Raw genomic sequence first — 24,364 nt, 5'->3', positions numbered from 1 at the left:
CGCCCCGAGTTTGTTGACGCCAGCCCCAATCTGCAAGGACAGGCTTCGACGCAAACAATGGATGAGGCGTGTGGAGAGTTCCAAAGCGGATCGGCGCGGGCCGGCCAAGAGATAGGGCCAAGAGATTGCCCTTTTTCGCGCAAGGCCGTAAGGCGCGGCGCATCATGAGCCGGCCGATCATCTTCGCCATTCCCAAAGGACGAGTCCTCGATGAGGCGCTACCGCTGCTGCGGCAGGCGGGCATCGAGCCGGAGGCGGAGTTCTTCGCCAAGGAGAGCCGGGCACTGCGCTTCGCGACCAATGTCGAGGGGCTCTCGATCATCCGCGTGCGCGCCTTCGACGTGGCGACCTTCGTGGCGCATGGCGCGGCGCAGATCGGCATCGTGGGATCGGACGTGATCGCCGAATTCGGCTATTCCGAGCTTTATGCACCGGTCGATCTCGCCATCGGCCATTGCCGCCTGTCGGTCGCCGAGCCGGCCGATGCGCAGCCCGAGGAACTCTCGCAGGCAAGCCACGTGCGCGTCGCGACCAAATATCCGCACCTGACCCGCGCTTATTATGAGCGGCAGGGCATTCAGGCCGAGTGCGTGAAGCTCAATGGCGCGATGGAGCTGGCGCCCTCGCTCGGCCTCTCGCGGCGGATCGTCGATCTGGTCTCGTCGGGTGCCACCCTCAAGGCGAACGGACTGGTCGAGACCGCGACGATCATGGAGATTTCCGCGCGGCTGATCGTCAATCGCGCCGCGATGAAGATGCGCGCGGCCGAGCTGGTGCCGATGGTCGAGCGCTTCCGCGCCGCCGTGGAGACGAGCCGTGTCGCTTAGGCTGGACATGGCGCAGGCCGATTTCGCGGACAGGTTCGATGCGCTCGTCAATGGCCGGCGCGAGGCGGACGAGGATGTCGCGCAGGCGGTGCGTGAGATCATCGCGCGGGTGCGGGGCGAAGGCGATGCGGCGCTGGCCGACCTGACTGCGCGGTTCGATGGCTTCGATCTCGATGCGCAAGGCTGGGCGATCACCGCCGAGCAATGCGCGCAGGCGCATGAGGAGATTGCCGACGATCTGCGCGAGGCGCTCAATCTCGCGGCGCGGCGGATCGCTGCCTATCACGAGAAGCAGAAGCCGGAAGCCAGCGCCTGGACCGATCAGTCCGGCGTGCGGCTCGGCGCGCGCTGGAATGCGGTCGAGGCGGCGGGCATCTATGTGCCGGGCGGCCTCGCGGCCTATCCCTCCTCACTGCTGATGAATGCCATTCCGGCCAAGGTCGCGGGCGTGGAGCGCATCGTCATGATGTCGCCGACGCCGGGCGGGCAGCTCAATCAGGCGGTACTCGCCGCGGCGCATATCGCCGGTGTGAGCGAGATCTGGCGCGTCGGCGGCGCGCAGGCCGTGGCGGCGCTGACCTATGGCACGCAGCGTATCGCGCCCGTAGATGTCGTGGTCGGCCCCGGCAATGCGTGGGTCGCCGAGGCCAAAAGGCAGGTTTATGGCACGGTCGGCATCGACATGGTCGCCGGGCCGTCGGAGATCGTGGTTGTCGCCGATGGCCGCAACGATCCGGAGTGGATCGCGGCCGACCTTCTGAGCCAGGCCGAGCATGACCCGACCAGCCAGTCGATCCTGTTCACCGACGATGCGGCCTTTGCCGATGCCGTGGCGGCGGCGGTCGATCGGCAGCTCGCCGAGTTGTCGACCGGCGAGCGCGCGGCGATCAGCTGGCGCGACAATGGCGCGATCATCCTCGTGTCGGACCTGCTGGCGGCGATCCCGCTGGTCGATCGACTGGCACCCGAGCATCTGGAGCTGGCGGTCGACGCGCCGCAACCTTTGTTCGATGCCGTGCGCCATGCCGGATCGGTGTTCATGGGCCGCATGACGCCCGAGGCGATCGGCGACTATGTGGCCGGGCCGAACCATGTGCTGCCGACCGGGCGGCGCGCGCGCTTCTCGTCCGGCCTTTCGGTGCTGGACTTCATGAAGCGGACCAGTTTCCTGCAGCTCGATCAGGCGGCGCTCGATGCCATCGGCCCGGCGGCCGTGGCGCTGGCGCACGCCGAGGGACTGCCGGCCCATGCGGCCAGCGTGGCAAAGCGTCTCGGCCGTAGCACAAGCAAATAAGGAGAAGCCCGATGGCCTTTTCACTCTTCGACGCGACCATTCCCAATTTCCTGCAGGGCATCGGCGCCGTGCGCGGGCTGGTCGGCAAGGCTGAGGCCTTTTGCGCCGAGACCGGGACGGCGCCCGAGGAGATCATCGGCGCGCGGCTGATCGATGACATGCTGCCCTTCGCCTATCAGGTGAAGTCGGTCGCCGTGCACTCGCAAGGCGCGATCGAGGGCGTACGCAAGGGCCAGTTCTCGCCCGACATGAGCGAGCCGCCGGCCAGCTTCGCGGCGATGATCGAGCGGCTGGATACGGCGCAGGCGGCGCTCGAAGCGGTCGGGCGCGATGAGGTCGAGCAGTTCATCGGGCGCGATATGGCCTTCGTTATCGGCGAGCGGCGCATGGAGTTCACGGCCGAGACCTTCCTCATGACCTTCTCGACGCCCAATTTCTTTTTCCACGCGACGACGGCCTATGCCATCCTGCGCGGCAAGGGCGTGGCGATCGGCAAGCGCGATTTCATCGGCCAGATCCGCCTGAAGGTGCCGGCATGAACGGTCGATCCAAGACGCGCTCTGCGGCCCGCCTCGCGGCGGTGCAGGCGCTCTATCAGCTCGAGATGGAGCAGACGCCGCTGGCCGTGCTGCTGCACGAGTTCCACCAGCACCGGCTGGGCGCGACGATCGAGGACGTGACCTATCACCCGGCCGAGGAAGCCTTTTTCGACGATGTGGTGAAGGGCGTGGATGCGCGGCGCGAGGAGATCGATGCGCTGATCGCCGGGCGGCTGGCGCAGGGCTGGTCGCTCGAGCGGCTCGACAAGCCGATGAAGCAGATCCTGCGCGCGGGCAGCTATGAACTGCTGGCGCGGGCCGATGTGCCGGTGGCGAGCATCATCAGCGAATATGTCGATGTCGCCCATGCCTTTTACGACAAGCGCGAAGCGGGCTTCGTGAACGGCCTGCTCGACGCCATCGCGAAGACGGCGCGTCCGTGAGTATCTGGCCTAAATGAGCGGCGAGGCGGATTTTCTCCGCCGGCTGAAGCGGATGGCCACGGACCCGGCGGCGCGGGGCCTGATGGACGATGCCGCCGTGCTTGCCGCGCGGGCGGATCAGCTCGTGCTCACCAGCGACACGATGATCGAGGGTGTGCATTTCCGGCCGGACGATCCGGCGGAAACGGTCGGCTGGAAGCTGGCGGCCGTCAATCTCTCCGATCTCGCCGCCAAGGGCGCAACGCCCTTCGCCTGCCTGCTCAATTATGCGCTAAAGGGCGATCATGGCTGGGACATGGCGTTTATCGAGGGGCTGGAGAAGGCGCTGACGCAGTATGGCATGCCCCTGATCGGCGGCGATACGGTGTCGCTGCCGGCGGGCGCCCCGCGCATGATCGGGCTGACGGCGCTGGGCGAGGTGCCGTCGGGGCAGAGCGTGCCGAGCCGGGCAGGGGCGCGGCCGGGCGACAGGCTCTACGTGTCCGGCCCGATCGGCGACGCTGGCGCGGGCCTCGCTCTGCTGAACGAAGGCCACGAAGCGCCGGATGCCCTGGTGTCCGCCTATCGCCTGCCGCAGCCGCATGTGGCGCTGGGGCGATCACTGGCCCCGATGGTGCGGGCAATGATGGATGTGTCCGACGGTCTGCTTATCGATGCGCGGCGGATGGCCGATGCCAGCGGCTGCGCGGTCGAGATCGGGCATGTGCCTTTGTCGCAGGCTTTCGAGGCGGAAAGGGGCGCGTCCGTCGAGGCACGGCTAACTGCTGCGACGGCCGGGGACGACTATGTTCTGCTCGTGGCGCTGGGGGCCGATGTCGCTCCACCGGAGGCATTGATCGAGATCGGCCGCTTCACGGACGGCGAGGGCCTCTCGATCCTGCTCGACGGTCAGCCAGTGCCTGTGCCTGACCGGTTGGGGTATGAGCATGGCTGATTTGGGTTGGAAGGAATGGCGTCGCTTCCGGACTGTCCGCGCGCCAGCGCCCCATATAGGCGGATCACCCCTAACCGCCGATTAGGCTTACTATCGCGGAAGTCACGTCGCTTTGCGCCTGCGCAACGCATGGGCACTAGAGGACATGCCCGGGGACCGCGTGGGAGCTTCATCATGACTTTTTCCCTGGGGGGATTTTCGTCTCCCGGCGCTGCCTCGCCGCTTCAGCCGGGGCTTCCGCTTCTCGGCGGCGCATCCGGGGTGCAGGCCGTGGCCTCGGCGTCCGAGCCGACGCCGGCGGCGGCGTCTCCCGGCGTCGTGTACGAGCCGGGCGAACCGGAAGATGGCGACGTGCTGACCTATTCCCCGCCCGCAGTGCCGCCACCACTTGCGCGGGAAGCAGAGCCTGAGCGGATCGCTGACGACGATGCGGCCGCGACGGCCTATTTGGGCATCGGCGACGGCGCGCAGAATTATGGAACTGTGCCTGCTCCCTCGAGCGCGCCCGCCCAGTTCGTGCCCGCGACCTCCGCACCCGATGTTGTGACGGTCGCCCTGCCGTCGCACGCGCCGTTCCCTGCCCAGGGTCCGTCCGGCGCGCGGGTGTTGCAGGGCATTGCCGACCTCGCCATGCCCCAGCTGACGACGGCACGGCCGGCTGAGACGCAGACGCAAACCGCTGCTCAGGCGGCCTATTCGCAGGTGGCGGAAGGCCAAAGCGGCGAGGAGGACGGTGGCGAACGGGTCAAATTCGCCTGACGCTCGCGCCACGGGGGGGCGGTCTGTTCCGGTCCCGTCGCTTTTCCCTTCCGGTTCCCCGGCTGCTGGCCGGTTTATCCGCTTGACGCGGCAAGCTACACCTTTACGTTCCCGGCCCAAAGCCAAACAGGGTGGAAAAAGCCCGGCAAATAGGAGCAGGGGAAATCGATATGACATCGGTGTTGATCGCCATTGGCTGCGGCCTCTTGGCCGTGATCTATGGTTTCGTGACCAGCCGCCAGGTGCTCGGGGCATCGGCAGGCGACGCAAAAATGCAGGAAATCGCCGGCGCAATTCAGGAAGGCGCCAAGGCCTATCTAGGGCGGCAATATACCACCATCGCCATTGTCGGCGTGATCGTTGCCGTCATCGTCGCCGCGACGCTCGGCGTGCTCCCCACCGTCTCCTTCCTGATCGGCGCCGTGCTGTCGGGCGTGGCCGGTTATGTCGGCATGCACATTTCGGTGCGCGCCAATGTGCGCACGGCCGAGGCTGCGCGCACATCGCTGCAGGGCGGCCTCACCTTGGCCTTCCGCTCCGGCGCGATCACCGGCATGCTGGTGGCGGGTCTCGGCCTGCTCGCGATCGCCGTGCTCTATTGGTATCTGACCGGCCCTGGCGGCATGGCCCCCAATGATCGCGAGATCGTGCTGGCGCTCACCGCGCAGGCGCTCGGCGCTTCGCTCATCTCCATCTTCGCGCGTCTCGGCGGCGGCATCTTCACCAAAGCCGCGGACGTCGGAGCCGATCTCGTCGGCAAGGTCGAGGCCGGCATTCCCGAGGACGACCCACGCAACCCGGCCGTGATCGCGGACAATGTCGGCGACAATGTCGGCGACTGCGCGGGCATGGCGGCGGACCTGTTCGAGACCTATGTGGTCACGATCGGCCTCACTATGGTCTCCATCGCGCTGCTGGTCGATGCACCGGCTGCGCAGCTCATGCAGCTGATGTCGCTCCCGCTGATCGTCGGCGGCGTGTGCATCATCACCTCGATCATCGGCACCTATTTCGTGCGCCTCGGCGCGTCCAACAACATCATGGGCGCGCTTTACAAGGGCTTCTGGACGACCGCGATCCTCTCGGTCCCCGCCATCTATTTCGCGACCAGCTATGCGCTGGGCGGCGACATGTACACGGCGATCGGCGCGGGCATCGACGGCACCGGCGGCTACGCCGGCATGGATCTCTTTTACTGCATGCTGATCGGCCTCGCGGTGACCGGCCTGCTGGTGTGGATCACAGAATATTACACTGGCACCAACTATCGCCCGGTCAAGTCGATCGCCAAGGCGTCGGTCACGGGTCACGGCACCAACGTGATCCAGGGCCTCGCCATCAGCCTCGAATCGACCGCGCTGCCGACTCTGGTGATCGTGGTCGCCGTGGTCGCGACGTTCCAGATCGCCGGCATCATGGGCGTCGCCTTCGCCGCGACCGCGCTGCTGGCGCTCGCCGGCATGGTCGTCGCGCTCGACGCTTACGGCCCGGTCACCGACAATGCGGGCGGTATCGCCGAAATGGCGGGCCTGCCGGACGACGTGCGCACGCGCACGGACGCGCTGGATGCGGTCGGCAACACCACCAAGGCTGTTACCAAGGGCTATGCCATCGGCTCGGCGGCGCTGGCGGCACTGGTGCTGTTCGGTGCCTATACCGAAGACCTCAAGCAGTATTTCCCGGACGTGACGGTCGATTTCTCGCTGAGCAATCCTTACGTCATCGTCGGCCTGCTGCTGGGCGCTTTGCTGCCCTATCTGTTCGGCGCCTTCGGCATGACTGCCGTGGGCCGCGCGGCCGGTGCGGTGGTCGAGGACGTGCGCGAGCAGTTCCGCAGCAATCCGGGCATCATGGAGGGCACCTCGCGGCCCAATTATGCCCGCACCGTGGACATCGTGACCAAGGCGGCGATCAAGGAGATGATCATCCCCTCGCTGCTGCCGGTGCTGGCGCCGATCGTGGTCTATTTCGTGATCACGGCCGTCGCGGGGCAGGCGGAAGGCTTTGCCGCCGTCGGTGCGCTGCTGCTGGGGGTCATCGTCTCGGGTCTGTTCGTCGCCATCTCGATGACCTCGGGCGGCGGCGCTTGGGACAATGCCAAGAAGTATATCGAAGACGGCAATCATGGCGGCAAGGGCTCTGACGCTCACAAGGCCGCGGTGACGGGCGACACGGTCGGCGATCCCTACAAGGACACGGCTGGCCCGGCGGTCAATCCGATGATCAAGATCACCAACATCGTGGCGCTGCTTCTGCTCGCCGCGCTGGCGCACGGGGCGATGTAAAACAGCTCCGGCGCATATCCCGGTAGACGGGAGAGGAGGGAGCCCGTCCGGACTGAGAGGTCCGGGCGGGCTCTTCCCGTTATGGGGCAATCAGGCTTGCGCGGCCATGCTTAACGGCATGGCGTTTTGCGTTAACCTTTGCTATTCATCGCGACGCGGTCGGAATGGGAATCCTTCCGCTTGTGGGAGTCATGATCATGAAGCTTTCCTTGCTCGTCGCGGCATCGGCGCTGGCGCTTAGCCTGCCGGCCAATGCGACCAATCTTCTGACCGACAATTTCGATGGCGAAGCGGGCGCGTCGATACTCAACTATGCCGGTTTCGCTAATTTCGACGTTGTGGATGGCACGGTCGATTATCTGAAAGGCTTTCCGGGCCTGAACTGCGCCAGCGGCGGCTGCGTCGATCTGGACGGATCGACGGGCAATGGCGGCCGTCTCGTCACGAAGAGCGTGTTCGGTTTCAGCGCCGGCGACCTCGTCTCGCTGACCTTCGACCTGAGCGGCAGCCAGCGCGGATCGACGGAAGACGTCAATTACGGTTTCCTGTCGCAGTCGGGCGCGATGATATACGAAGACGTCACGATCACGATCGGCGGAAGCCCGTTCGTCTTCGGTGACATCAACAGCACGAATCTCGATGCGACCACGTTCAGCATTCCGAGCAACTATGGTTACATCACCTACTCGCTTTCGTTCACGGCAAGCGTTGCGGGCAGCTTCAAGGCCTATATCGGTTCGCCGAGCGCCGACAATATCGGCGTGATCATCGACAACGTCTCGATCGATCGCGTCGCACCGGGCGCCGTTCCCGAGCCAGCGACCTGGGGCATGATGATCGGTGGCTTCGCGCTCGCCGGTGCCGCCATGCGCCGCCGCAAGGCCTCCGTCAGCTTCGCCTGATCGCTTTTTCCTTTGGGGACTGGGAGAGCCCGTCCGGACTGCGGTCCGGGCGGGCTTTTTCTTTCATGTCCAGTCGCCTCCGTTAACGATGTTTCTTCTGTCGGGAGGCTTCAAACTGCCCGCAGCCTGCGGCAAGAGAGGCGCAGGGGGAAGAAGGATGATCGATTCTGTGGTGACTGTTGCGCGCGCGCTGAAGGGCGCTGCGCTGATGGGTCTCGTGTCGCTTGCCACGACGAGTTTTGCGCAAGATGCCGCTCCGCCTGCATTGTCGCCGGCCGCCATTGCCGCGCAAGAGGCAGTCCCGCCGATCATTCCGAGCGCGGCTTTCGCCGAAGTGCCCTGGTACAGCGACTTCAAGATTTCGCCGGACGGCCATCACCTGCTAGCGCGCAGCAACCAGGACAAGCAGACGAAACTGGTCGTCTTCGACCTGCTCGGCAAGGCCGAGCCGTTCGCCATGACCATCCCCGAGAAGTTCGAACTCGCCAACTATCGCTGGGCCGGGAGCAAGCGCCTCCTCATCAGCCTGGCGACCACCGTGCCCTGGTATGGCGACGAGGCGCGGGCGACCCGCCTGCTTTCTTACGATATCGAGACACGAGAGCCGAAATTCGTCGGTCGCAAGCAGCAGGGGCTGGAGGGCGACGATGTGCTCTACGTCGATCCCGACGGCGCGTGGATTCTCCTCTCAATCCAGAAGACGATCTACGAATATCCATCGGTCTTTCGCTTCGATCTGGCGACCGGCGAAAGCAAGGAAGTCACCAAGGCGCGCAGCTACATCTGGGAATGGATCGCCGACAATGCGGGCGTGGTACGCATGGGACTTGGCTTCTCGGGCAGGACCTACCGCGTCGTCTACCGGCGTGCGGAGGGTGAGGACTTCCAGACCATCGCCAAGCCGAAAGTGGACGACGAGGATGCGATCCTCGATGTCATCCGTGTCTACCAGGGGTCCGATGAGGGCTACACGCTCTCCAACGAGAATTCGGGCCGCTACGCGCTTTACAAATTCAACCTCGCGACGCGCGAGATCGGCGAGAAGGTTTATGACCATCCGGTCAACGACATAACCGATTACGATACGACAGCCGACGGCAAACAACTGCTCTACGCGAGCTACACCGACGACCGGGAGCGCATCCACTTTTTCGACAAGGAGCTTTCCGAGCTTCAGGGGCTGATCGACGGTGGGCTCAAGGGTCGACAGAACTGGATGACCTCCTGGAGCAGGAATAAAGGCGTCATCATGGTGTGGAGCGGGGACAGCAATGACCCGGGCCGCTACTACATCTTCGAACCCGCACAAGGGAAGATGACCCGCTATTTCGTGCCCTTTGCGAGACTGAAGCCGGCGGACCTGCCGAAGACGCGCTATGTCACCTACAAGGCGCGAGACGGCCTCGAAATCCCCGCTTATCTTACCTTGCCCAAGGGGCGGCCCGCTAAAGGTCTGCCGTTGGTCATCCTGCCGCATGGCGGGCCCTATGGCGTGCGCGACGACCTCAGCTTCAACACCGAAGTCCAGTTCCTCGTCAATCGCGGCTACGCGGTGCTACAGCCCAATTTTCGCGGGTCGAGCGGCTATGGTAAGGAGTTTTCCGACAAGGGCTATGGCCAGTGGGGCCGCACCATGCAGGACGATCTCGACGACGGCATGGATTGGCTCGCCAAGGAAGGGATCATCGACCCGAAACGGGTCTGTCTCGTGGGCTCGTCCTATGGCGGTTACGCCGCGCTCTGGGGCGCGATCCGCAATCCCGAGCGCTATCGCTGCGCGGTGAGCTTCGCGGGCGTGACGGACCTCAAGCGGCAACTGAGCTATCAGCTCGATTTCTTCATCAGCAAGAAATATCAGAACGACTGGCGCGAAAAGGTCCGTGGCGCGGCGGATTTTGACATGGCGTCGGTCTCCCCGGTGCAGCAGGCGGCAAAGCTCCAGGTGCCGGTGCTGATCGCTTATGGCGAGCAGGACACAACGGTGCCGCCCCGGCAGAGCAAGATGCTGATCGATGCGCTCAAGCTGGCGGGCAAGAAGTTCGAGACGCACAGCTATGCGGACGAGGGCCATGGCCTCGACAAGCCGGAGAATCTCAAGGACTGGCTGGACCGGCTGGAGAAGTTTCTCGCTGCGCACAATCCGGCCTGAGCGCGCGTAGCCAGAGGGGACAGGGGCGGCTATAGGCCCGGCATGACGGCGACGCTCGATCCCTTTCGTGCGCAGCTCGACGCGCTGGAGCGGCGAGCGCGGCGGCGCGTGCTCATGCCGCGCGCGGGGCATGATTTCGCGTCCAACGACTATCTCGGCCTGGCGGGCGATCCGGTGATCGGTGCGACGATCGCGCAGGCGGTGGCGCGGGGCGTGCCGGCGGGTTCGGGCGGATCGCGGCTGCTGCGCGGCAATGCGCCCGAGCATGAGGCGCTGGAGGCGCGGGCTGCGGCGATCTTCGGCAGCGAGGCGGCACTATATCTCGGCAATGGCTTCGCGGCCAATATGGCCCTGCTCGCAGGGTTGCCGGGGCCGGAGGATCTGATCGTTGCCGATGCGCTGATCCATGCGAGCGCGCATGACGGGATGAAGCTCAGCCGGGCGACATCGGTGCTGGTGGCGCATAATGACCCGCAGGGATTCGACGATGCGATTGCGGGATGGCGCGCGGGGGGCGGGACCGGGCGGCCGTGGATCGTCGTGGAGACGCTCTATTCGATGGACGGCGATGTCGCGCCGGTCGGGGCGCTGGCGCAGGTCGCGGCGCGGCATGACGGCATGCTCATCCTCGACGAGGCACATGCGACGGCGGTGCATGGGCCGGGCGGGCGCGGCATCGGCGCGGCGCTGGAAGGGCGCGAGGATGTCATCGCGCTGCACACCTGCGGCAAGGGGTTAGGTGTCGAAGGTGCGCTGGTGACGGCGGCGCGGCCGATCATCGATCTGCTGGTCAATCGCGGGCGCAGCTTCGTCTTCTCGACGGCGCCCTCGCCGCTGATGGCGGTCGGCGTCGCGGCGGCGCTGGAGCGCATGCTGGCAGCGGACGATCGGCGGGCGCGGCTGGCCCGGCTGATCGATCATGCTGCGCAGCATATTTGCGCCCCGCTGGGTCTGGCCGCGCCGACGAGCCAGATATTGCCGGTGATCCTGAGTGATGATGCGCGGACGATGCGCATGGCGACGGCATTGCAGGCGGCGGGCTTCGACGTGCGCGGCATTCGGCCGCCGACCGTGCCGCGCGGGACGGCGCGGCTGCGTATCTCGCTGACGCTGAACGTGGATGAAGCGATCGTTGAGGCGCTCGGTGAAGCGCTGCAGGCCGCACTGGCGGTGGAGCAAGCATGAGCGGTGTGCTCATCGTCTCGGGCACGGACACCGGCATCGGCAAGACGGTGGTCGCGGCCGGGCTGGCGGCGGCGCTGGGGAGCTCCTACTGGAAGCCGGTTCAGGCGGGACTTGAGGACGGGACGGACAGTGGTCGTGCCGTCTCGCTTGGTGTCCAGGACGAGCGCGTGTTGCCCGAGGCCTATCGGCTTGATCTTCCGGCCTCGCCGCATCTGGCAGCCGAGCGGCAGCGCATCGACCTGCAGGATGATCGGCTGAGCCTTCCGGACGTGCGGCCCTTGATCGTGGAAGGCGCGGGTGGGCTGATGGTGCCGATTCGCCGTGCGCCGCCGCATCTGATGATTGACCGGTTCGCGCTCTGGGGCGCGCCGGTGCTGCTGGTGGCGCGCACATCGCTCGGGACGATCAATCACAGCCTGCTCAGCATCGAGGTACTGCGCACCCGCGGCGTTCCGGTCGCCGGGCTGCTGTTCGTTGGCGAGGCGCATGAGGACAATGAGGCAACGATCCCGGCGCTGGGTGGCGTGCGCAGCTTCGGGCGACTGCCGGTGCTTGATCCGCTCGATGCGCCGACGCTGGCGCGGGCCATGAACGAGCATATCGATCTCTCGGGATTGCGCGCGGCCATAGGGCTGGGGGCATGAGCTCGCCGGTCTGGCATCCGTTCACGCAGCATGGGCTGGAGGAGGCGATCCCGGAGATCGTTTCCGCATCGGGCGCCTGGCTGGACTGCGCGGACGGCACGCGGCTGCTCGACGGGATTTCGAGCTGGTGGGTCATCACCCACGGCCATTGCGAGCCGCGCATCGCGGCGGCGATTGCCGAGCAGGCGGGGCAGCTCGATCAGATGATCTTCGCGGGCTACACGCATCCGCAGGCGGAGGCGCTGGCGCGGTCGCTCGTCGCGCTGACGCCGGGGCTCGATCATGTGTTCTTCTCGGACAGCGGATCGACCGCGGTGGAGGTCGCGCTCAAGATGGCGCTTGGCCATTGGCACAATCGCGGCGAGGCGCGGCACCGCATCCTCGTGCTGGAGCACAGCTATCATGGCGATACGATCGGCGCGATGTCGGTCGGCGCGCGAAGCGTGTTCAACCGGGCCTATGAGCCGCTGCTGTTCGATGTGGCGACCGTTCCGTTTCCGGCCGAAAGGGCACAGCAAGACTGCCTCGATGCGCTCGAACAACTCTGCCGCGCGCCGGACAAGCCTGCTGCGTTCATCGTCGAGCCGTTGATCCTCGGCGCGGGCGGCATGCTGGTCTATTCGCCCGACATCCTGCGGCAGATGGCGGCGATTTGTGCGCAGCATGATGTGCTGTTCGTTGCCGATGAGGTGATGACCGGCTGGGGTCGGACCGGCACTTTGTTTGCCTGCGAGCAGGCCGGGGTGACGCCGGACCTCATGTGCCTCGCCAAGGGGCTGACCGGCGGCGCGGTACCGCTGGCGGCGACGCTGGCGAGCGCAGCAATTTTCGAAAGTCACCGCAGCAATGATCGCGCGCGGATGTTTTTCCATTCGTCGAGCTTCACGGCGAACCCGATCTGCTGCGCGGCCGCCAATGCCAACCTCGATATCTGGCGCGAGGAGGATGTGCTGGGGCGTGTGGATGCGCTCGGCGCGGCATTGGACGAGGGACTGTCCCAATTTGCTGCACATTCCCGTCTGCACAACGCACGGCGGATCGGCGCGATCGGCGCGATCGATCTGCGGGCGGGGGACTCCGGTTATCTCTCCGATGTTGCACCGAAACTGCGCGCTTCCGCCTTGTCCGAGGGCCTCTTGCTAAGGCCGCTCGGCAATACCATCTATCTCATGCCGCCTTATTGCACGACGCCCGCGGAGATCGCGCGCGCCTTCGCGGCCATCGGAAATGCCATCGACGCGCTGACCGGTTGATACGACCGGTTGCTCTTGACTTTCCAATGGCCGGTTTTGCCGCTATGGGGCGCCATTCGCGAAAAACTGGAAGCACATGGCCAAAGAAGAACTCCTCGAAATGCGCGGGCAGGTAGTCGAACTGCTGCCGAATGCGATGTTCCGCGTCCGTCTCGAAAATGACCACGAAATTCTCGGGCACACGGCAGGCAAGATGCGCAAGAACCGTATCCGCGTGCTGGTCGGCGACGAAGTCCTCGTCGAGCTGACGCCCTATGACCTCACCAAGGGTCGGATCACCTATCGCTATATGCCTGGCCGTGGTGGCCCCGGCCCTGACCGGCCCTGATATTCTCATCGCGCGCGTGGCCTGTTAGGGGCCGCTCATGACATTGAAACTGGTTCTGGCCTCGACGTCCCCGCGCCGGCGCGATCTGCTGGCGCGCATCGGCGTGGTGCCGGATCGGATCGTCGGCCCGCATATCGACGAGAGCCCGAAGAAGAACGAGCTGCCGCGCGTCTATGCGCTCCGCCTGGCGGAGGAGAAGGCGCGCGCGGTGGAGCGCGGCGAGGGCGAGGTCGTCCTTGCGGGCGACACGACGATCGCTTGCGGCCGCATGATTCTGCCACCTGCCGAGACCGAGGAAATCCAGCGCGATCTTCTAAAGCGTCTCTCGGGCCGTCGCCATCACGCGCTCTCGGCGGTCTGCGTGATTGATGCTGCGGGCAAGGCGCGGACGCGGCTGGCCGACACGATCGTCGCCTTCAAGCGGCTGAGCGACGCGGAGATCGAAGCTTATGTCGCGTGCGGCGAAGGGCTGGGCAAGGCGGGCGGCTATGCCATTCAGGGCCGGGCCGAAGCCTGGGTGCGATATCTGGCCGGCAGCCATAGCGGCGTGATCGGCCTGCCTTTGTTCGAGACGCGGGCGCTGCTCGCGAGTGCGGGAATTCTCAATGGCTGAGTGGCTCTACGAAGAAGGCATTGGCGAGGCGCGCGCCGCGCTGGTCCATAACGGCCGCATCATCGAGGCGCAGATCGAGCGCGACGACAAGCGTGTCCGTGCCGGTGGCGTGCATGGCGGGCGGCTGGCAAGCACGCTCATCCAGCGCAAGCGCGGCCTTGTCCGCCTCGACAGCGGCGAACTGGTGCTGATCGAGCCGATCCCGCCCAAGGTGGCGGAAGGCTCCGTCGTGCGCGTGGAGATTTTGCGCGAGGCGATCAGCGAGCCGGGGCTGGATGAGGAGCGCGAGAAGCTGGCCAAGGGTCGCATCGCGCAGGCGGGCATGCAGGCCGGGCCGGGGCCGACGCTTTATCAGCGCCTCTCGGCTGGCGATGTGCCGGTCATGCCGTGTCCCGCGCACGAGGAAGACCGGTTCGAGGCCTCGGGCTGGAGCGAGCTGCTGGCCGAGGCGATGAGCGGCGAAGTCGGCGCCGAGGATGCGGCGCTGCGCCTGTTCCCGACACCGGCCATGACGCTCATCGATGTCGATGGCAGCCTGCCGCCGGCGCAGCTTGGCCCCAAGGGCGCGAAGCTTGCCGCGCAGACGATAAGGCGGCTGGGGATTGCGGGGTCGATCGGCATCGACCTGCCGACAATGAACAACAAGGACGAGCGGCTGGTGGCGGCCGCTCAGATCGACAAGTTCCTGCCCCAGCCGTTCGAGCGCACGGCGGTCAACGGCTTCGGCTTCGTCCAGATCATCCGCAAGCGCGAGCGCGCCTCGCTCATCGAGCTGCTGCGCGCCGATCCGGTGCGCACGGCGTCCCTCGCGGCGCTGCGTGCGGCCGAGCGGCATGAGGGCGCGAGTGGCGGCGCGGGTGCGCTGAAGCTCAGCGTCGCGCCCGCCGTCGCGCGCGACATCAAGGCGCATCCGGAGTGGCTCCGGCTGCTGGAGCGGCGGCGGGGCGGGGCTGTCGAGATCGTCGGCGACGAGACGCTCGCCATCGGAGGCCATCATGCCCATTAAGACGCGCTGCCCGATCTGCCGGAAGCCCACGGTGCACGAGTTCCGGCCCTTCTGTTCGAGCGCTTGCCGTGATCGCGATTTCATCAGCTGGGCGGACGAGAGCTACCGCGTCCCGGTCGCGGCGGACGAGCAGGATTCGACGGAGCGCGACGAGGGTTAGGCTATCGTCCAACGGAGCCTGTTGCGAGACGAGACCCCAAAGCCCGTTCATCCCCGGTTCCGGAACTTTCGGCCATGTTCGGGCGTAGTTCCAGCATGCAGGCTGGCGAGAAACGCCGGCTGCACAACGACGCAAAGAAGGGAGCGGGTCATATGAAAACCGCAAAGATTTTGATCGGTCTTGTCGGCGCCAGCCTGGTGGCGACGCCGGTGCTCGCCGAAACCACGCTTGGCCCCAAGGATCGCGTCCGCGTCGCGCGCGCCGCACCGGGCGAGCGCGATGACGTCCGCTATTGTCTCATCCAGCGCAAGAAGGGCGCGAAGAAGGGCACGATCATCGGCGCGGCCGGTGGTGCTGGCACGGCGGTGATCGCCGGCGGCAATGTCGGAGAGACGCTGCTCGCGGCGGGCGCGGGCGCACTCGCCGGCAATCTCATCGGCAAGGGCAGTGGCACCAACCGCGCCTGCGACGACGTACTGCGCCGCAACCGCTGAGCTTGAGTCTTGCGCTATAGCGCCTTGTAAAAGCGAATACGGACGGCGGTGACCTTGCCGCCATCGAACACTGGCTCGAGCGTGCCCGTAAAAGCGGTGCGCCCGAGCCATTCATACTTACCGACCGGTGCTTCGAGCACCGGATGCGTGCGCACGGGCGCCGGCTTGCCGTCCGCGCCGGGGCAGATGTTACCGGTGTTGACGACATTGATGATCGCGCCGTCGTCGGTCTTGAGAAAATAGTCCGCTTTCACCTGCAGGCAGCCGTCCGGGCGCAGGAGTTGCCAATCCCATCCACCGGGCATGACGATGCCCTTGAGGCCCGGCCCCTCGAAGGTACCGCCGGTGATCGGGATGATGAAGCGTTCGCCGAGCGGCGTCTTGCCGGCGGGGATGCGCTCGGCGAGGAAGACGACTTCCTCCAGTACAAATTCGAGCTTCGGTGCGGACGGTTTCTGAGCGGCGACGGGCGCCGCGACGGCGAGTAGGGCGGGGGCGAGCGCGAGGCACGCCAATTGAATGGGCTTCACGGGCATCTCTCTCCTGACTCTGGCGGTCAGGGAGAGGACTAATCAACCCCGCTGCACATAGCCATAGCGCCGGTTGGACGGTGAAGCCCCGGCGGCCAGATAGTCGCTACGCAGCGCGGCGAAGCGATCGGCCATCACGGCGTCCGCTTCGGCCTGTTCGAGGCCATAGAGCCGCGCATTGTTGCCGCCGAAGATCGCGTTCTTGACCGGGCCATCGGCCGGGCCGAGTTCGGCGAAACCATGCGTCTTGCGCATGTCCTCGGGGATTTCGAGGCGGCGCAGGCCCTCGATCTGCCACTGTGGCGATCCGGTCCACACCGCGTCCGTGCCCCAGCAGACATGATCGGCGCCGAGACCCTTGACGAGCTGGCCCATCATCGCGGCGCAGAGCGCGGGCTGCGCGACCAAGGTCTGCGCGAAGATCTGGCCGAGATCGGCATAGACGTTGGTGACGCCGTGCTTTGCCGGGATTTCGGCCAGGTCCGTCACCCAGTCGACACGGCCGGTCTTGTGAAATTCGGCCAGTGCCCAGTCCGGATCGTCGAGGCGATAGGCGGCGTGATAGATGATGAAATTGAGCTGCGGCCAGTCCTTCGCGGCCCTGGCGATATCCGCGACGCGGGCATGCGCGGCGAGGTGCGGGAAGCGGGTGTCGAGCGCGCGGCCCCACAGGCCCTTATGGACGCAAATGTTCCGGATGCCGGCCTTCACGGCCCTCTCATAACCCTTGTAGGTTTCCTCGCTGTCCATCCGCCAGGGATAGCGGGCCAGTTCCTTGTGGGTGTTGTCGCCGACCGTATAGCCCTTGAGACTGTCGGGCTTGAGCGCGATTGCCGCGTCGAGCGCGTCCAGCCAACCTGGCGCCTCGGGTGTGATGATCGCATGGGTCATCATGCGCTTCGATCCGGCCTGGCCGTTCACCGTCTCGCGCGCCTTGGCCATTTGCGCATTGGTGAGGAACCAGTCGTCCGGAATGTCCGAAGGGGCGGAGGAGATGAGCGCGATCTTGGTGTCGCTGTCGAGGAAGACTTCCTTGAAATAATTGCCGAACTTGAGGCTCTCCAGCGTCTGCGGGCCGGCAGCGCTGAGCTGCGGGTTCCAGCCTTGCGCCGCGACGCCCTCGCGCATCTTCACGAAGCCGGTGAGCTTGGTGTCGTCGCGCAGGAAATGCGTGTGCATGTCCATGATGAACTGGCCGGAGAGCGCTTTGGCACGCTCGTCGGCCGCTTCGGGCGTCTGCGCTTCGGCGCGGCCGATTTCGAACAGATCGCCGAACGTGCCGTTGAGCGCGGCGAAGCCGGCGGCCATGCCGGCCGAGGTCTGGAAGAAGCGGCGGCGCGTCAGGCCGAGCTTCGGCGCGATCCCGTCCGCCAGCGCATAAAGCCGTGCCTCGGTCTCCCGCTGGCGCGCCGTCTGGGGAATCGGCAGATATTCCTCGCTGGCCACCATGCGCACCGGCAGCGGCGTGCGCGGCTCGGCCTCCTCCGCGGGCGTGAGGCCAGTGCGATCGCTCTCTCCAAACAAGGCCATGGCATGTCTCCGCCAAGCATCTGATTTTGGGCTGAGATCAGCATGACAGGACTGCGCGGCGGGGCAAGCGGATTTCGTGCGAAATGCCGGTAGTCAGCCCGGCAACGCATTAAGCATCATTAGGGTGGACAGGGGCATACGCTCTTGCCTATAGCGCTCGCCTTCGCCCGGTCCTCCGCGGCGCCAGACCCGTGCCCGGGTAGCTCAGTTGGTAGAGCATGCGACTGAAAATCGCAGTGTCGGCGGTTCGACTCCGTCCCCGGGCACCATTAACCCGTCCATCGCAGTCCATCTGATCCTTTACAAATGGCAGAAATCTGCCATATTTGGCCGGCCTTCATCTTGCTGCATCCACACGTGAACATCGACAGCCGGAAATTTTGGGGGCCAGATTAGGGGCCATTTTGATCGTGGCCCCCTGCTAGAGGGAAAGTGGCCCCCAAATGGCATTAACGGATGTCTCTGTTCGGAAAGCGAAGCCACGCGAAAAGCCCTATAAAATGGGCGATACTGGGGGCCTTTTTCTTCTGGTGCAGCCAAGCGGCGGGAAGCTCTGGCGGCTCAAATACCGCGTGGACGGCAAGGAGAAGAAGCTCGGCATCGGCACATATCCCGAGGTCAGCCTCGCCGCGGCGCGATCTGCACGGGACGTGGCTCGCAGGTTGCTTGTTACCGGCGCCGACCCCTCACTGGAAAAGCAGCGGGCAAAGTCGCTGGCAAAGTCGAGCGTCAGCTCCAAGTTCGGGGATGTCGCGAAGGAGTTCGTTGCGAAGCGGACACGCGAAGGCTGGTCCGCATCCACCATCGCCAAGGCGAACTGGCTGCTCGAGCATTTCGACGGCAACATCGGCAAGTTTCCGGTCTCGGAGATTCGGCCCGCCGATGTGTTGGCGATCCTGCGCCGCGTCGAAGCCAAGGGCAATCTCGAGACAGCACGACGTCTCCTGCAGCTGGCCGGCAATGTGTTTCGCTACGCGGTTGCGACCGCGCGGCTCGAAGCTGATCCGACGCGCGATCTTCGCGGGGCCATCACAGCGCCGCGATCCAAGCATCTTGCGGCGATCGTCGATTCGAAGGGGGTGGGGGCGTTGCTTCGCGCGATCGACGGTTATGAAGGCAATTATCTGACCAAATATGCCCTGCAGCTCTCGCCGCACGTCTTTTTGCGTCCCGGCGAACTGCGCATGTCGACTTGGGACGAGATCGATTTCGCCGCAGCGGTCTGGTCCGTCCCGGCCACGCGGATGAAAATGCGTCGACCGCATCACGTGCCGCTGTCGCGGCAGGCGATCGAAATCCTTCAGCGGCTGCATGAACTTCGGGTCGGTCCCGCAGGTCTCATCTTCCCTTCCATTCGTTCGACCGCCCGACCGATGAGCGAGAACTCCTGGAAGCGCAGGCTAATCGCGACGGCCAAGCCGGGATCATCGTGTTCGACGCCTCGCTCGTCGATAACAGCATCCTGGTTGCGGTGCAGGATCTGAAGTTTTTGCCCGGTGTCGGTCTGATCGCGATCATCGATTCCCAGAAGGGTGATTATCGCAACCTTGCCATCGCCTACATGCTCGCGCGCGACATCGCTCTCAATGCGAAGACGATGGAGCTCGACACCGACGTGCTCAAGATCATCGTCAATCGACTGATCAAGGATGCCCGCGACATGGCGCTGGTGAAGACTCTCATCACTGCCAATATCGACAATATGAAGCAGATTCTCGCGCAGATCGAGAAAAGCATCCTCCTCGCCGAATTCAATCAGCGCTATCTCATCAAGTTCCTCGCCGAGGGAACTCTCACTAAAGAAGACATGCTCGCTTTTTACGCGGGTGAGGAGATCAAGGAGCGTTTCCGGCTCGTCGAACGCGAGATCGGCGACCTTTGTTCATGAGTGGCCTAAATGCCGCCCCTGCAGGCCGCCTTCCGCAAGTTAGCACCTTAAAACTGCAAGTAATTGTCAGTGAAATTTCTGTCACCTGTTGACGCCGGTTAGACAACCCCGATTGTCGGCTCCTGATAACAGCGGCCATTCGACCTTACGCTTCGGAGCGACAGGTTTGTCGCAGTTCGCGCCCTTCTGAGTGGAATGAACGGACGGCCGCTTCCGGGCAGTTGAAACTTGATCATGAATGTCCGGGTTCGGGGCGAGAGCTGTTACGGCTTGCCAGCCTTCTATCGTTCAGCCTCCGACCAGTGGGGATATGTCACATAGGCGGTCTGGGCCCCCTCTGCGTGCGAGCGGATGACCACCGAATTGCCTTTTGGCATGTAGATTATCTCGCCAGGGCCGGCAGTCAGTATCTCGCCGTGCGCTTCCACGGAGACCTTCCCCTTGAGAACCACCATTACGTCATCGACGACGATGTCGGTCTCGAGAACCTGATCAGGTCCGTATCGACCGTAGCCAATCGTCATTGGGCCTCCATGGCGCTGATCGGCGAGATTTCCGGCGAAGATGTCGGCATCCTGTCCGGGCGAACGTTCGAATTTTGCGTCGGTCTGATCGTATTTGCGGACTTTCATGTCGTTCCTTTCCAATCATGCGAGGATGGGGGACCCTAGCTCTCTGCGGGCCCGGCTCCTGCATCCGATCAAGCGGCGATCAGTCGTCAGAGGCATTCAGTTGCTCGATCCATGCGGACCTCATGTTGTAGCAGTGGAATGCCTTCACCTTTCCATTTTTGACGACAAGCACGTCGCAGCAGGGCACGTCGAACTTTTTTCCGGAAGCGGGCAGCATGCCGCCGCCCGGAATCGGGAAGTCGCCCTGTTGGGTGCCCTGCAGCCTGAGTTCGACCACGACCACGCCGTCGGCGGCGGAATGAATATTCAGCAGCTCGCGATGGAAGTCGGGGAACGGCTTTTCAAGGCCCTCCATCGGCTGGCGGACATCCGCTCCGATCCACTTCATGCCAGAGGCCATGTCGAGGAAGTAGCCGTCATCCCCGAAGAGGGAGGCGAACTTGTCGAGATCCAGGTTCCTGGCTTCGGCAGCCGCGTAAACCTCTCTCACTATTTCTTCGTTGGTGGGCACTTTGGTTCTCCATCTGGATCTTGTTATCGAGCGCGCGCATGGCGATTTGGTTGCTCGACGCAGACCGAGGTTCCGCGCATGGCGCCCTCCGCGTCGATCAACCGCGTAGCCTTCTGGGGGTCGACACGCCCTCCCACCCCAGCTAGGAGGACGGTGGATTTTGTTCCAGTACTGACTATTTTGTAAGTGCCTGAATGGGCGGTCGGAAATGAGCGAAGCGCGCTTCAACTGCGGGTTGGAAGCGGTTCTCACGATCCTCGGAGGGAAGTGGAAGCCGCTTATCGTCTATCATCTGACCGGCGGTCCGAAGCGCACCGGGCAGTTGCGCAGGCTCGTCACCAAAGTGAGCGAGAAAATGCTCATCCAGCACCTGAAGGAACTGACGGACGACGGTGTCATCCGTCGGATCGACTTCCGGGAAGTCCCACCGCATGTCGAGTACGAGCTGACCGACTTCGGGCGCAGCCTGGCTCTGACGCTGGCGCCGATGTGCGAATGGGGAACGCATCACGACGGCCAAATTGCGGCGCTCGTCTGTAAGCGAGCGAGCGCCGGACAAGCTTGAGGGCTGCCTAACCTCGTTACGCCAAACCTAATGTGAACCAGCGGCAGCTATCGGAGAGCTGACTTGAACTGCTGAACGACGACTATGAAGGCAGAACGACCATTATTGAAGTTACAGCGGCGGGCTGAAGTTGCTGCGCGCCTGCGAAACCCGGTCCCTGACTACACAGCCCATAGCGTGATCATTGACCAGTCCCATCGCCTGCATAAAGGCGTATGCGGTGGTAGGTCCTACGAATGACCAGCCGCGCTTTTTAAGATCTTTGGACAGCGCCACCGACACAGAGGATGTTGAGACAGTCTGCGGCACGGCGTCTGCTTCCGGCACTTGCTCAAACCGCCAGAAGAAAGCAGCTAGCGAACCTTCGCTTTTCACCATTTCTACCGCGCGCCTGGCGTTGTTGATGGCAGCTTCGATCTTGCGGCGATGACGCACAATCCCCTGATCGCGCAACAGGCGCTCGACATCACCCTGATCAAAGGCGGCAATGCGATGGAAGTCGAAGCCGTGAAAGGCCGTCCGAAAATTCTCCCGCTTGGTCAAGATCGTGCGCCAGCTAAGCCCGGACTGAAAGCCTTCCAGCGTCAGTTTCTCGAACAAGCGTCGATCATCTGCTACGGGAAACCCCCATTCGGTGTCGTGATAGGCCATATAGTCCGGCGTGGCGGCACACCATCGGCAGCGGGGAAGGCCGTCAGGGCCAGAGATCGTGACGCTCATCCCTCAGTCATTCAGAAAGGCGAAACGGGTGTCGGTGCGGGTAGGGGTGATGTCGAGGATCTCGGCGGTGACAACGCCTTCAGCCACGAAGGGGTCTTGGGCGACGAAGGCCTCGATTGCATCCCGCGTGACCCCATGCGCAAGGAGCGCGCCGCCGGCCGCAGGCTGAACCGTTCCCGCCAACAGCAGCAGGCCATCCTCAAAGCCGCGTTGAAGCCAGGCATTGTGCCCGGCCATCAGCGATGGAGCCTTTGCCTTGTCGGCAAATTTGAGGAGTATGACAAACATGGCGGGTCTCCGATTATAGCTTGGGATGGGACAGCCATGCGGCCAGGGCGTCAACCTCGCGGGCAATGAAAGCCTCGTCGCGAAAAGCAGTCGCAAGGCTGGCAATGCCCTGACTGCGCATCAACACATGCATGGCCAGCGCATCGGCGTTATCAGCACGGCCGAGTGCCACAAACTGGCGGGTCAGCCAGTCGCGAAACAGGGTGAAGATCGTGGCCGCCTCGTCTTGGGCGCCATGTTCCAGCTTGGCCAGTTCCGCGCAGAGCGTGCCGACAGGACAACCATGCGCCATGATCTTCGCGCGATTGGTGATGAGGATGTTGGCAAAGGCCAGCATTCGGTCCGCAGGTTCAGGAGTCTCGCTTTCCCAAACCGTCAGCATTTCGCGTGTCCGGGCCATCCTCAGCGAAATCACGGCTGCAAGGATCTCGTCCTTGCTTTTGAAATGATAATAGAAGTTTCCGCGCGAAAGACCGGTGTCGGTGGCGATATCGGCAAAGGACGTTGCCTCGAAACCCCGCTCGTAAAACAGTCGATCAGCCACTTCGACGATACGGGAACGAACTGAGGAAGGTGAGCGAATCTCCGCCATCAACTAGCCATAGGACAATTGACCTATATGCGTCTAGGTCAATTGTCCTATGGTGTCCGATCGCCTGCCGCCGTGCCATGAACGGACGGCAGGTTGCGAAGCCGCTTTCGAGCGGCGGGAGCGGCCGCTTTGTTGGCGGCAGCGGGTTGCCAATGCAAAGATGAGCGGCACAGTCGCGAAGCCGGTGCACTCATCATTGAAGCCACCACGGCGAGATCTTGCCCTTCTTATGCCAGAATAGTCGCGGCACCTATCTGTGAAGCTCGCTCGCGGCTTCGCCTTGAAAGGTCCAGCCTGAACTGACCATTTTTCGTCGGGTTTAACCGCGGCAATTGTATAGCGGGCGTGGTCGGACATGCAGAAAGGCGCTGCGACCCGCAGCCTCTGTAACCAACAAGGCCTGTCGCGAGAACCTGCTCCCGGCGATTGATCGCCGAGATCATGGGAGAGTGGAGATGCGTAGATTTATATCTTTAGCGGCACTGATGGGAGCTGGCCTGCTCGTGGCCGGCACCGGGGCGAATGCTCAAAATGTAAAACTGACGGTGAAAGTCGAAAATCTCGCGCCGACGAACAGCGTATCTTTCGCCCCGCTTCATTTCGGCATTCACAACGGGACGTTCGACGCTTTCAATTCCGGAAGCGTCGGCGGCGCAGCGATCATTTCCATCGCCGAGGGAGGCTCGGGATCGGCCTGGCTGCCGGCGTTCGCTTCTGCCGATCCAACGGCCGTCATTTCGACGATCGGTGGTGCTCTGACCCCGGGAGCCTCCCATATGAGTTCGCCCCTCCTGGTCGATTCGACAATCAATCGCTACTTCACATTCGCCAGCATGGTCATTCCGAGCAACGACCTTTTCATTGGCAACGACAATCCCGCGATGTTTCAGATATTCGATATGGCCGGCAATCTGCTGATCAACCAGATTACCCTCACTGCGAACCGGATCTGGGATGCCAATTCCGAAGTCGCCGATCCGGCGAATGCCGCTTTTGTCGTCGGCGGCAATAATGATTTGCGCACGCCTGAGAATGGCACGGTTGCTTTCGATCGTTCAGAACTCGCAGTCTTCAACGGGCTGACCACAGCGGCCGGATATACGTTCAGCGATGCCGGCCTCTCTGACTCGACGCCGATCTATCGGATCAGCTTCACGGCGAATGCAGTGCCTGAGCCTGCGACCTGGGCTATGATGATCGGCGGTTTCGCACTCGCGGGAAGTGCGCTGCGCCATCGCAGGGCCGCCGCAGTCCTGGCCTGACATTCATGCGTTGGCGGGCGAGCGTGCCGCC

The 24,364-nt window shown here is 64.1% G+C and carries 28 protein-coding genes and 1 tRNA gene; 22 read left to right on the top strand and 7 right to left on the bottom strand.

Features of this window, described 5'->3' with window-relative positions; all coding sequences use genetic code 11:
• The first annotated feature begins 164 nt into the window (after window positions 1-164).
• From hisG to KM135_RS17670, 17 genes are all read left to right on the top strand, one after another.
• The gene (gene hisG, locus KM135_RS17750; protein WP_221715407.1) at window positions 165-827 is read left to right on the top strand and encodes an ATP phosphoribosyltransferase; all 663 of its coding nucleotides are present in this window, start codon (window positions 165-167) and stop codon (window positions 825-827) included.
• Entirely contained in the window at window positions 817-2,121 is a 1,305-nt protein-coding gene (hisD, locus tag KM135_RS17745; protein ID WP_425517090.1) for a histidinol dehydrogenase, read from the top strand. Before hisG ends, hisD begins: the two co-directional genes overlap by 11 nt.
• A gap of 11 nt (window positions 2,122-2,132) precedes the next feature.
• The gene (locus KM135_RS17740) at window positions 2,133-2,660 is read left to right on the top strand and encodes a DUF1993 domain-containing protein (protein WP_221715406.1); all 528 of its coding nucleotides are present in this window, start codon (window positions 2,133-2,135) and stop codon (window positions 2,658-2,660) included.
• Window positions 2,657-3,103, top strand: coding sequence for a transcription antitermination factor NusB (gene nusB / locus KM135_RS17735; protein ID WP_221715405.1), 447 nt, complete (start codon window positions 2,657-2,659; stop codon window positions 3,101-3,103). The genes KM135_RS17740 and nusB overlap by 4 nt, the downstream gene beginning before the upstream one ends.
• A gap of 13 nt (window positions 3,104-3,116) precedes the next feature.
• Window positions 3,117-4,037 (top strand): thiamine-phosphate kinase, encoded by a 921-nt coding sequence (gene thiL / locus KM135_RS17730; protein ID WP_221715404.1) that lies wholly within the window; start codon window positions 3,117-3,119, stop codon window positions 4,035-4,037.
• Window positions 4,038-4,211: 174 nt separating this feature from the next.
• Window positions 4,212-4,796: a hypothetical protein gene (locus KM135_RS17725; RefSeq protein WP_221715403.1), complete on the top strand. Its 585-nt coding sequence runs from the start codon at window positions 4,212-4,214 to the stop codon at window positions 4,794-4,796.
• 170 nt (window positions 4,797-4,966) lie between these two features.
• Entirely contained in the window at window positions 4,967-7,081 is a 2,115-nt protein-coding gene (locus KM135_RS17720; protein WP_221715402.1) for a sodium-translocating pyrophosphatase, read from the top strand.
• A gap of 197 nt (window positions 7,082-7,278) precedes the next feature.
• Window positions 7,279-7,983: a PEPxxWA-CTERM sorting domain-containing protein gene (locus KM135_RS19875; protein ID WP_246606304.1), complete on the top strand. Its 705-nt coding sequence runs from the start codon at window positions 7,279-7,281 to the stop codon at window positions 7,981-7,983.
• 157 nt (window positions 7,984-8,140) lie between these two features.
• On the top strand, window positions 8,141-10,132 hold the full coding sequence (locus KM135_RS17710) for a S9 family peptidase (protein WP_221715401.1): 1,992 nt from the start codon (window positions 8,141-8,143) through the stop codon (window positions 10,130-10,132).
• Between the two features lie 42 nt (window positions 10,133-10,174).
• On the top strand, window positions 10,175-11,317 hold the full coding sequence (locus KM135_RS17705) for an 8-amino-7-oxononanoate synthase (RefSeq protein WP_221715400.1): 1,143 nt from the start codon (window positions 10,175-10,177) through the stop codon (window positions 11,315-11,317).
• Window positions 11,314-11,961: a dethiobiotin synthase gene (gene bioD / locus KM135_RS17700; protein ID WP_221715399.1), complete on the top strand. Its 648-nt coding sequence runs from the start codon at window positions 11,314-11,316 to the stop codon at window positions 11,959-11,961. The genes KM135_RS17705 and bioD overlap by 4 nt, the downstream gene beginning before the upstream one ends.
• A complete protein-coding gene (locus KM135_RS17695) occupies window positions 11,958-13,214 on the top strand; it encodes an adenosylmethionine--8-amino-7-oxononanoate transaminase (protein WP_221715398.1) in 1,257 nt (418 codons plus the stop codon). Before bioD ends, KM135_RS17695 begins: the two co-directional genes overlap by 4 nt.
• 76 nt (window positions 13,215-13,290) lie before the next feature.
• The gene (gene infA / locus KM135_RS17690) at window positions 13,291-13,542 is read left to right on the top strand and encodes a translation initiation factor IF-1 (protein ID WP_221715397.1); all 252 of its coding nucleotides are present in this window, start codon (window positions 13,291-13,293) and stop codon (window positions 13,540-13,542) included.
• Between the two features lie 43 nt (window positions 13,543-13,585).
• Window positions 13,586-14,155 (top strand): Maf family protein, encoded by a 570-nt coding sequence (locus KM135_RS17685; RefSeq protein WP_221715441.1) that lies wholly within the window; start codon window positions 13,586-13,588, stop codon window positions 14,153-14,155.
• On the top strand, window positions 14,148-15,161 hold the full coding sequence (locus KM135_RS17680; RefSeq protein ID WP_221715396.1) for a ribonuclease: 1,014 nt from the start codon (window positions 14,148-14,150) through the stop codon (window positions 15,159-15,161). The genes KM135_RS17685 and KM135_RS17680 overlap by 8 nt, the downstream gene beginning before the upstream one ends.
• Window positions 15,151-15,321, top strand: a complete 171-nt coding sequence (locus KM135_RS17675) for a DNA gyrase inhibitor YacG (protein WP_221715395.1) — start codon at window positions 15,151-15,153, stop codon at window positions 15,319-15,321. Before KM135_RS17680 ends, KM135_RS17675 begins: the two co-directional genes overlap by 11 nt.
• Window positions 15,322-15,473: 152 nt before the next feature.
• Entirely contained in the window at window positions 15,474-15,815 is a 342-nt protein-coding gene (locus KM135_RS17670; protein WP_221715394.1) for a hypothetical protein, read from the top strand.
• Window positions 15,816-15,829: 14 nt separating this feature from the next.
• On the opposite strand, the gene KM135_RS17665 is transcribed toward KM135_RS17670, so the two are convergent.
• Window positions 15,830-16,345, bottom strand: a complete 516-nt coding sequence (locus tag KM135_RS17665) for a DUF3237 domain-containing protein (RefSeq protein WP_343228225.1) — start codon at window positions 16,343-16,345, stop codon at window positions 15,830-15,832.
• A gap of 42 nt (window positions 16,346-16,387) precedes the next feature.
• Window positions 16,388-17,875: an amidohydrolase family protein gene (locus tag KM135_RS17660; RefSeq protein WP_221715392.1), complete on the bottom strand. Its 1,488-nt coding sequence runs from the start codon at window positions 17,873-17,875 to the stop codon at window positions 16,388-16,390.
• A gap of 193 nt (window positions 17,876-18,068) precedes the next feature.
• On the opposite strand from KM135_RS17660, the gene KM135_RS17655 reads away from it, so the two are divergent.
• From KM135_RS17655 to KM135_RS17645, 3 genes are all read left to right on the top strand, one after another.
• Window positions 18,069-18,144, top strand: a tRNA-Phe gene (locus tag KM135_RS17655).
• 174 nt (window positions 18,145-18,318) lie between these two features.
• Window positions 18,319-19,359 (top strand): tyrosine-type recombinase/integrase, encoded by a 1,041-nt coding sequence (locus KM135_RS17650; RefSeq protein ID WP_221715391.1) that lies wholly within the window; start codon window positions 18,319-18,321, stop codon window positions 19,357-19,359.
• Window positions 19,305-19,763 (top strand): hypothetical protein, encoded by a 459-nt coding sequence (locus KM135_RS17645; protein WP_221715390.1) that lies wholly within the window; start codon window positions 19,305-19,307, stop codon window positions 19,761-19,763. The genes KM135_RS17650 and KM135_RS17645 overlap by 55 nt, the downstream gene beginning before the upstream one ends.
• Window positions 19,764-20,044: 281 nt before the next feature.
• On the opposite strand, the gene KM135_RS17640 is transcribed toward KM135_RS17645, so the two are convergent.
• Both KM135_RS17640 and KM135_RS20075 read right to left on the bottom strand, forming a co-directional pair.
• Window positions 20,045-20,395, bottom strand: a complete 351-nt coding sequence (locus KM135_RS17640) for a hypothetical protein (protein WP_221715389.1) — start codon at window positions 20,393-20,395, stop codon at window positions 20,045-20,047.
• A 79-nt stretch (window positions 20,396-20,474) separates the two neighbouring features.
• Window positions 20,475-20,906: a nuclear transport factor 2 family protein gene (locus tag KM135_RS20075; protein WP_221715388.1), complete on the bottom strand. Its 432-nt coding sequence runs from the start codon at window positions 20,904-20,906 to the stop codon at window positions 20,475-20,477.
• Between the two features lie 208 nt (window positions 20,907-21,114).
• On the opposite strand from KM135_RS20075, the gene KM135_RS17630 reads away from it, so the two are divergent.
• A complete protein-coding gene (locus KM135_RS17630) occupies window positions 21,115-21,471 on the top strand; it encodes a winged helix-turn-helix transcriptional regulator (RefSeq protein ID WP_221715387.1) in 357 nt (118 codons plus the stop codon).
• A gap of 111 nt (window positions 21,472-21,582) precedes the next feature.
• Here KM135_RS17630 and KM135_RS17625 read toward each other — a convergent pair whose 3' ends face one another.
• The 3 genes from KM135_RS17625 to KM135_RS17615 are packed head-to-tail and all read right to left on the bottom strand — an operon-like array spanning window position 21,583 to window position 23,071.
• Window positions 21,583-22,191: a DNA-3-methyladenine glycosylase I gene (locus tag KM135_RS17625; protein ID WP_221715386.1), complete on the bottom strand. Its 609-nt coding sequence runs from the start codon at window positions 22,189-22,191 to the stop codon at window positions 21,583-21,585.
• Window positions 22,192-22,194: 3 nt separating this feature from the next.
• Window positions 22,195-22,479, bottom strand: coding sequence for a YciI family protein (locus KM135_RS17620; RefSeq protein WP_221715385.1), 285 nt, complete (start codon window positions 22,477-22,479; stop codon window positions 22,195-22,197).
• Window positions 22,480-22,492: 13 nt separating this feature from the next.
• Window positions 22,493-23,071, bottom strand: coding sequence for a TetR/AcrR family transcriptional regulator (locus KM135_RS17615; RefSeq protein WP_221715384.1), 579 nt, complete (start codon window positions 23,069-23,071; stop codon window positions 22,493-22,495).
• Between the two features lie 485 nt (window positions 23,072-23,556).
• Here KM135_RS17615 and KM135_RS17610 point away from each other — a divergent pair, with 485 nt between their 5' ends.
• Window positions 23,557-24,333 carry a spondin domain-containing protein gene (locus KM135_RS17610; protein WP_221715383.1) on the top strand — a complete coding sequence of 259 codons (777 nt, stop codon included), beginning with the start codon at window positions 23,557-23,559 and terminating at the stop codon, window positions 24,331-24,333.
• Window positions 24,334-24,364: the final 31 nt, after the last annotated feature.

The sequence above is a fragment of the Sphingobium xanthum genome, from assembly GCF_019737615.1.
GTDB classification, from domain to species: domain Bacteria; phylum Pseudomonadota; class Alphaproteobacteria; order Sphingomonadales; family Sphingomonadaceae; genus Sphingobium; species Sphingobium xanthum.
Note: the sequence above shows the minus strand (reverse complement) of the source record. Positions and strands in the feature narration are given on the sequence as shown.

Excerpts from the sequence above, each read along its gene's own strand:
- KM135_RS17610 (WP_221715383.1), top strand. The coding sequence starts at position 23,557 with ATGGGAGCTGGCCTGCTCGTGGCCGGCACCGGGGCGAATGCTCAAAAT.
- KM135_RS19875 (WP_246606304.1), top strand. The coding sequence starts at position 7,279 with ATGAAGCTTTCCTTGCTCGTCGCGGCATCGGCGCTGGCGCTTAGCCTG.
- bioD (WP_221715399.1), top strand. The coding sequence starts at position 11,314 with ATGAGCGGTGTGCTCATCGTCTCGGGCACGGACACCGGCATCGGCAAG.
- KM135_RS17625 (WP_221715386.1), bottom strand. The coding sequence starts at position 22,191 with ATGAGCGTCACGATCTCTGGCCCTGACGGCCTTCCCCGCTGCCGATGG.
- KM135_RS17720 (WP_221715402.1), top strand. The coding sequence starts at position 4,967 with ATGACATCGGTGTTGATCGCCATTGGCTGCGGCCTCTTGGCCGTGATC.
- KM135_RS17660 (WP_221715392.1), bottom strand. The coding sequence starts at position 17,875 with ATGGCCTTGTTTGGAGAGAGCGATCGCACTGGCCTCACGCCCGCGGAG.
- KM135_RS17670 (WP_221715394.1), top strand. The coding sequence starts at position 15,474 with ATGAAAACCGCAAAGATTTTGATCGGTCTTGTCGGCGCCAGCCTGGTG.
- nusB (WP_221715405.1), top strand. The coding sequence starts at position 2,657 with ATGAACGGTCGATCCAAGACGCGCTCTGCGGCCCGCCTCGCGGCGGTG.
- KM135_RS17675 (WP_221715395.1), top strand. The coding sequence starts at position 15,151 with ATGCCCATTAAGACGCGCTGCCCGATCTGCCGGAAGCCCACGGTGCAC.
- KM135_RS17615 (WP_221715384.1), bottom strand. The coding sequence starts at position 23,071 with ATGGCGGAGATTCGCTCACCTTCCTCAGTTCGTTCCCGTATCGTCGAA.
- KM135_RS17710 (WP_221715401.1), top strand. The coding sequence starts at position 8,141 with ATGATCGATTCTGTGGTGACTGTTGCGCGCGCGCTGAAGGGCGCTGCG.
- KM135_RS17680 (WP_221715396.1), top strand. The coding sequence starts at position 14,148 with ATGGCTGAGTGGCTCTACGAAGAAGGCATTGGCGAGGCGCGCGCCGCG.
- KM135_RS17740 (WP_221715406.1), top strand. The coding sequence starts at position 2,133 with ATGGCCTTTTCACTCTTCGACGCGACCATTCCCAATTTCCTGCAGGGC.
- KM135_RS17725 (WP_221715403.1), top strand. The coding sequence starts at position 4,212 with ATGACTTTTTCCCTGGGGGGATTTTCGTCTCCCGGCGCTGCCTCGCCG.
- KM135_RS17650 (WP_221715391.1), top strand. The coding sequence starts at position 18,319 with ATGGCATTAACGGATGTCTCTGTTCGGAAAGCGAAGCCACGCGAAAAG.
- thiL (WP_221715404.1), top strand. The coding sequence starts at position 3,117 with ATGAGCGGCGAGGCGGATTTTCTCCGCCGGCTGAAGCGGATGGCCACG.
- KM135_RS17695 (WP_221715398.1), top strand. The coding sequence starts at position 11,958 with ATGAGCTCGCCGGTCTGGCATCCGTTCACGCAGCATGGGCTGGAGGAG.
- KM135_RS17620 (WP_221715385.1), bottom strand. The coding sequence starts at position 22,479 with ATGTTTGTCATACTCCTCAAATTTGCCGACAAGGCAAAGGCTCCATCG.
- KM135_RS17640 (WP_221715389.1), bottom strand. The coding sequence starts at position 20,395 with ATGAAAGTCCGCAAATACGATCAGACCGACGCAAAATTCGAACGTTCG.
- KM135_RS17705 (WP_221715400.1), top strand. The coding sequence starts at position 10,175 with ATGACGGCGACGCTCGATCCCTTTCGTGCGCAGCTCGACGCGCTGGAG.
- KM135_RS17630 (WP_221715387.1), top strand. The coding sequence starts at position 21,115 with ATGAGCGAAGCGCGCTTCAACTGCGGGTTGGAAGCGGTTCTCACGATC.
- hisG (WP_221715407.1), top strand. The coding sequence starts at position 165 with ATGAGCCGGCCGATCATCTTCGCCATTCCCAAAGGACGAGTCCTCGAT.
- infA (WP_221715397.1), top strand. The coding sequence starts at position 13,291 with ATGGCCAAAGAAGAACTCCTCGAAATGCGCGGGCAGGTAGTCGAACTG.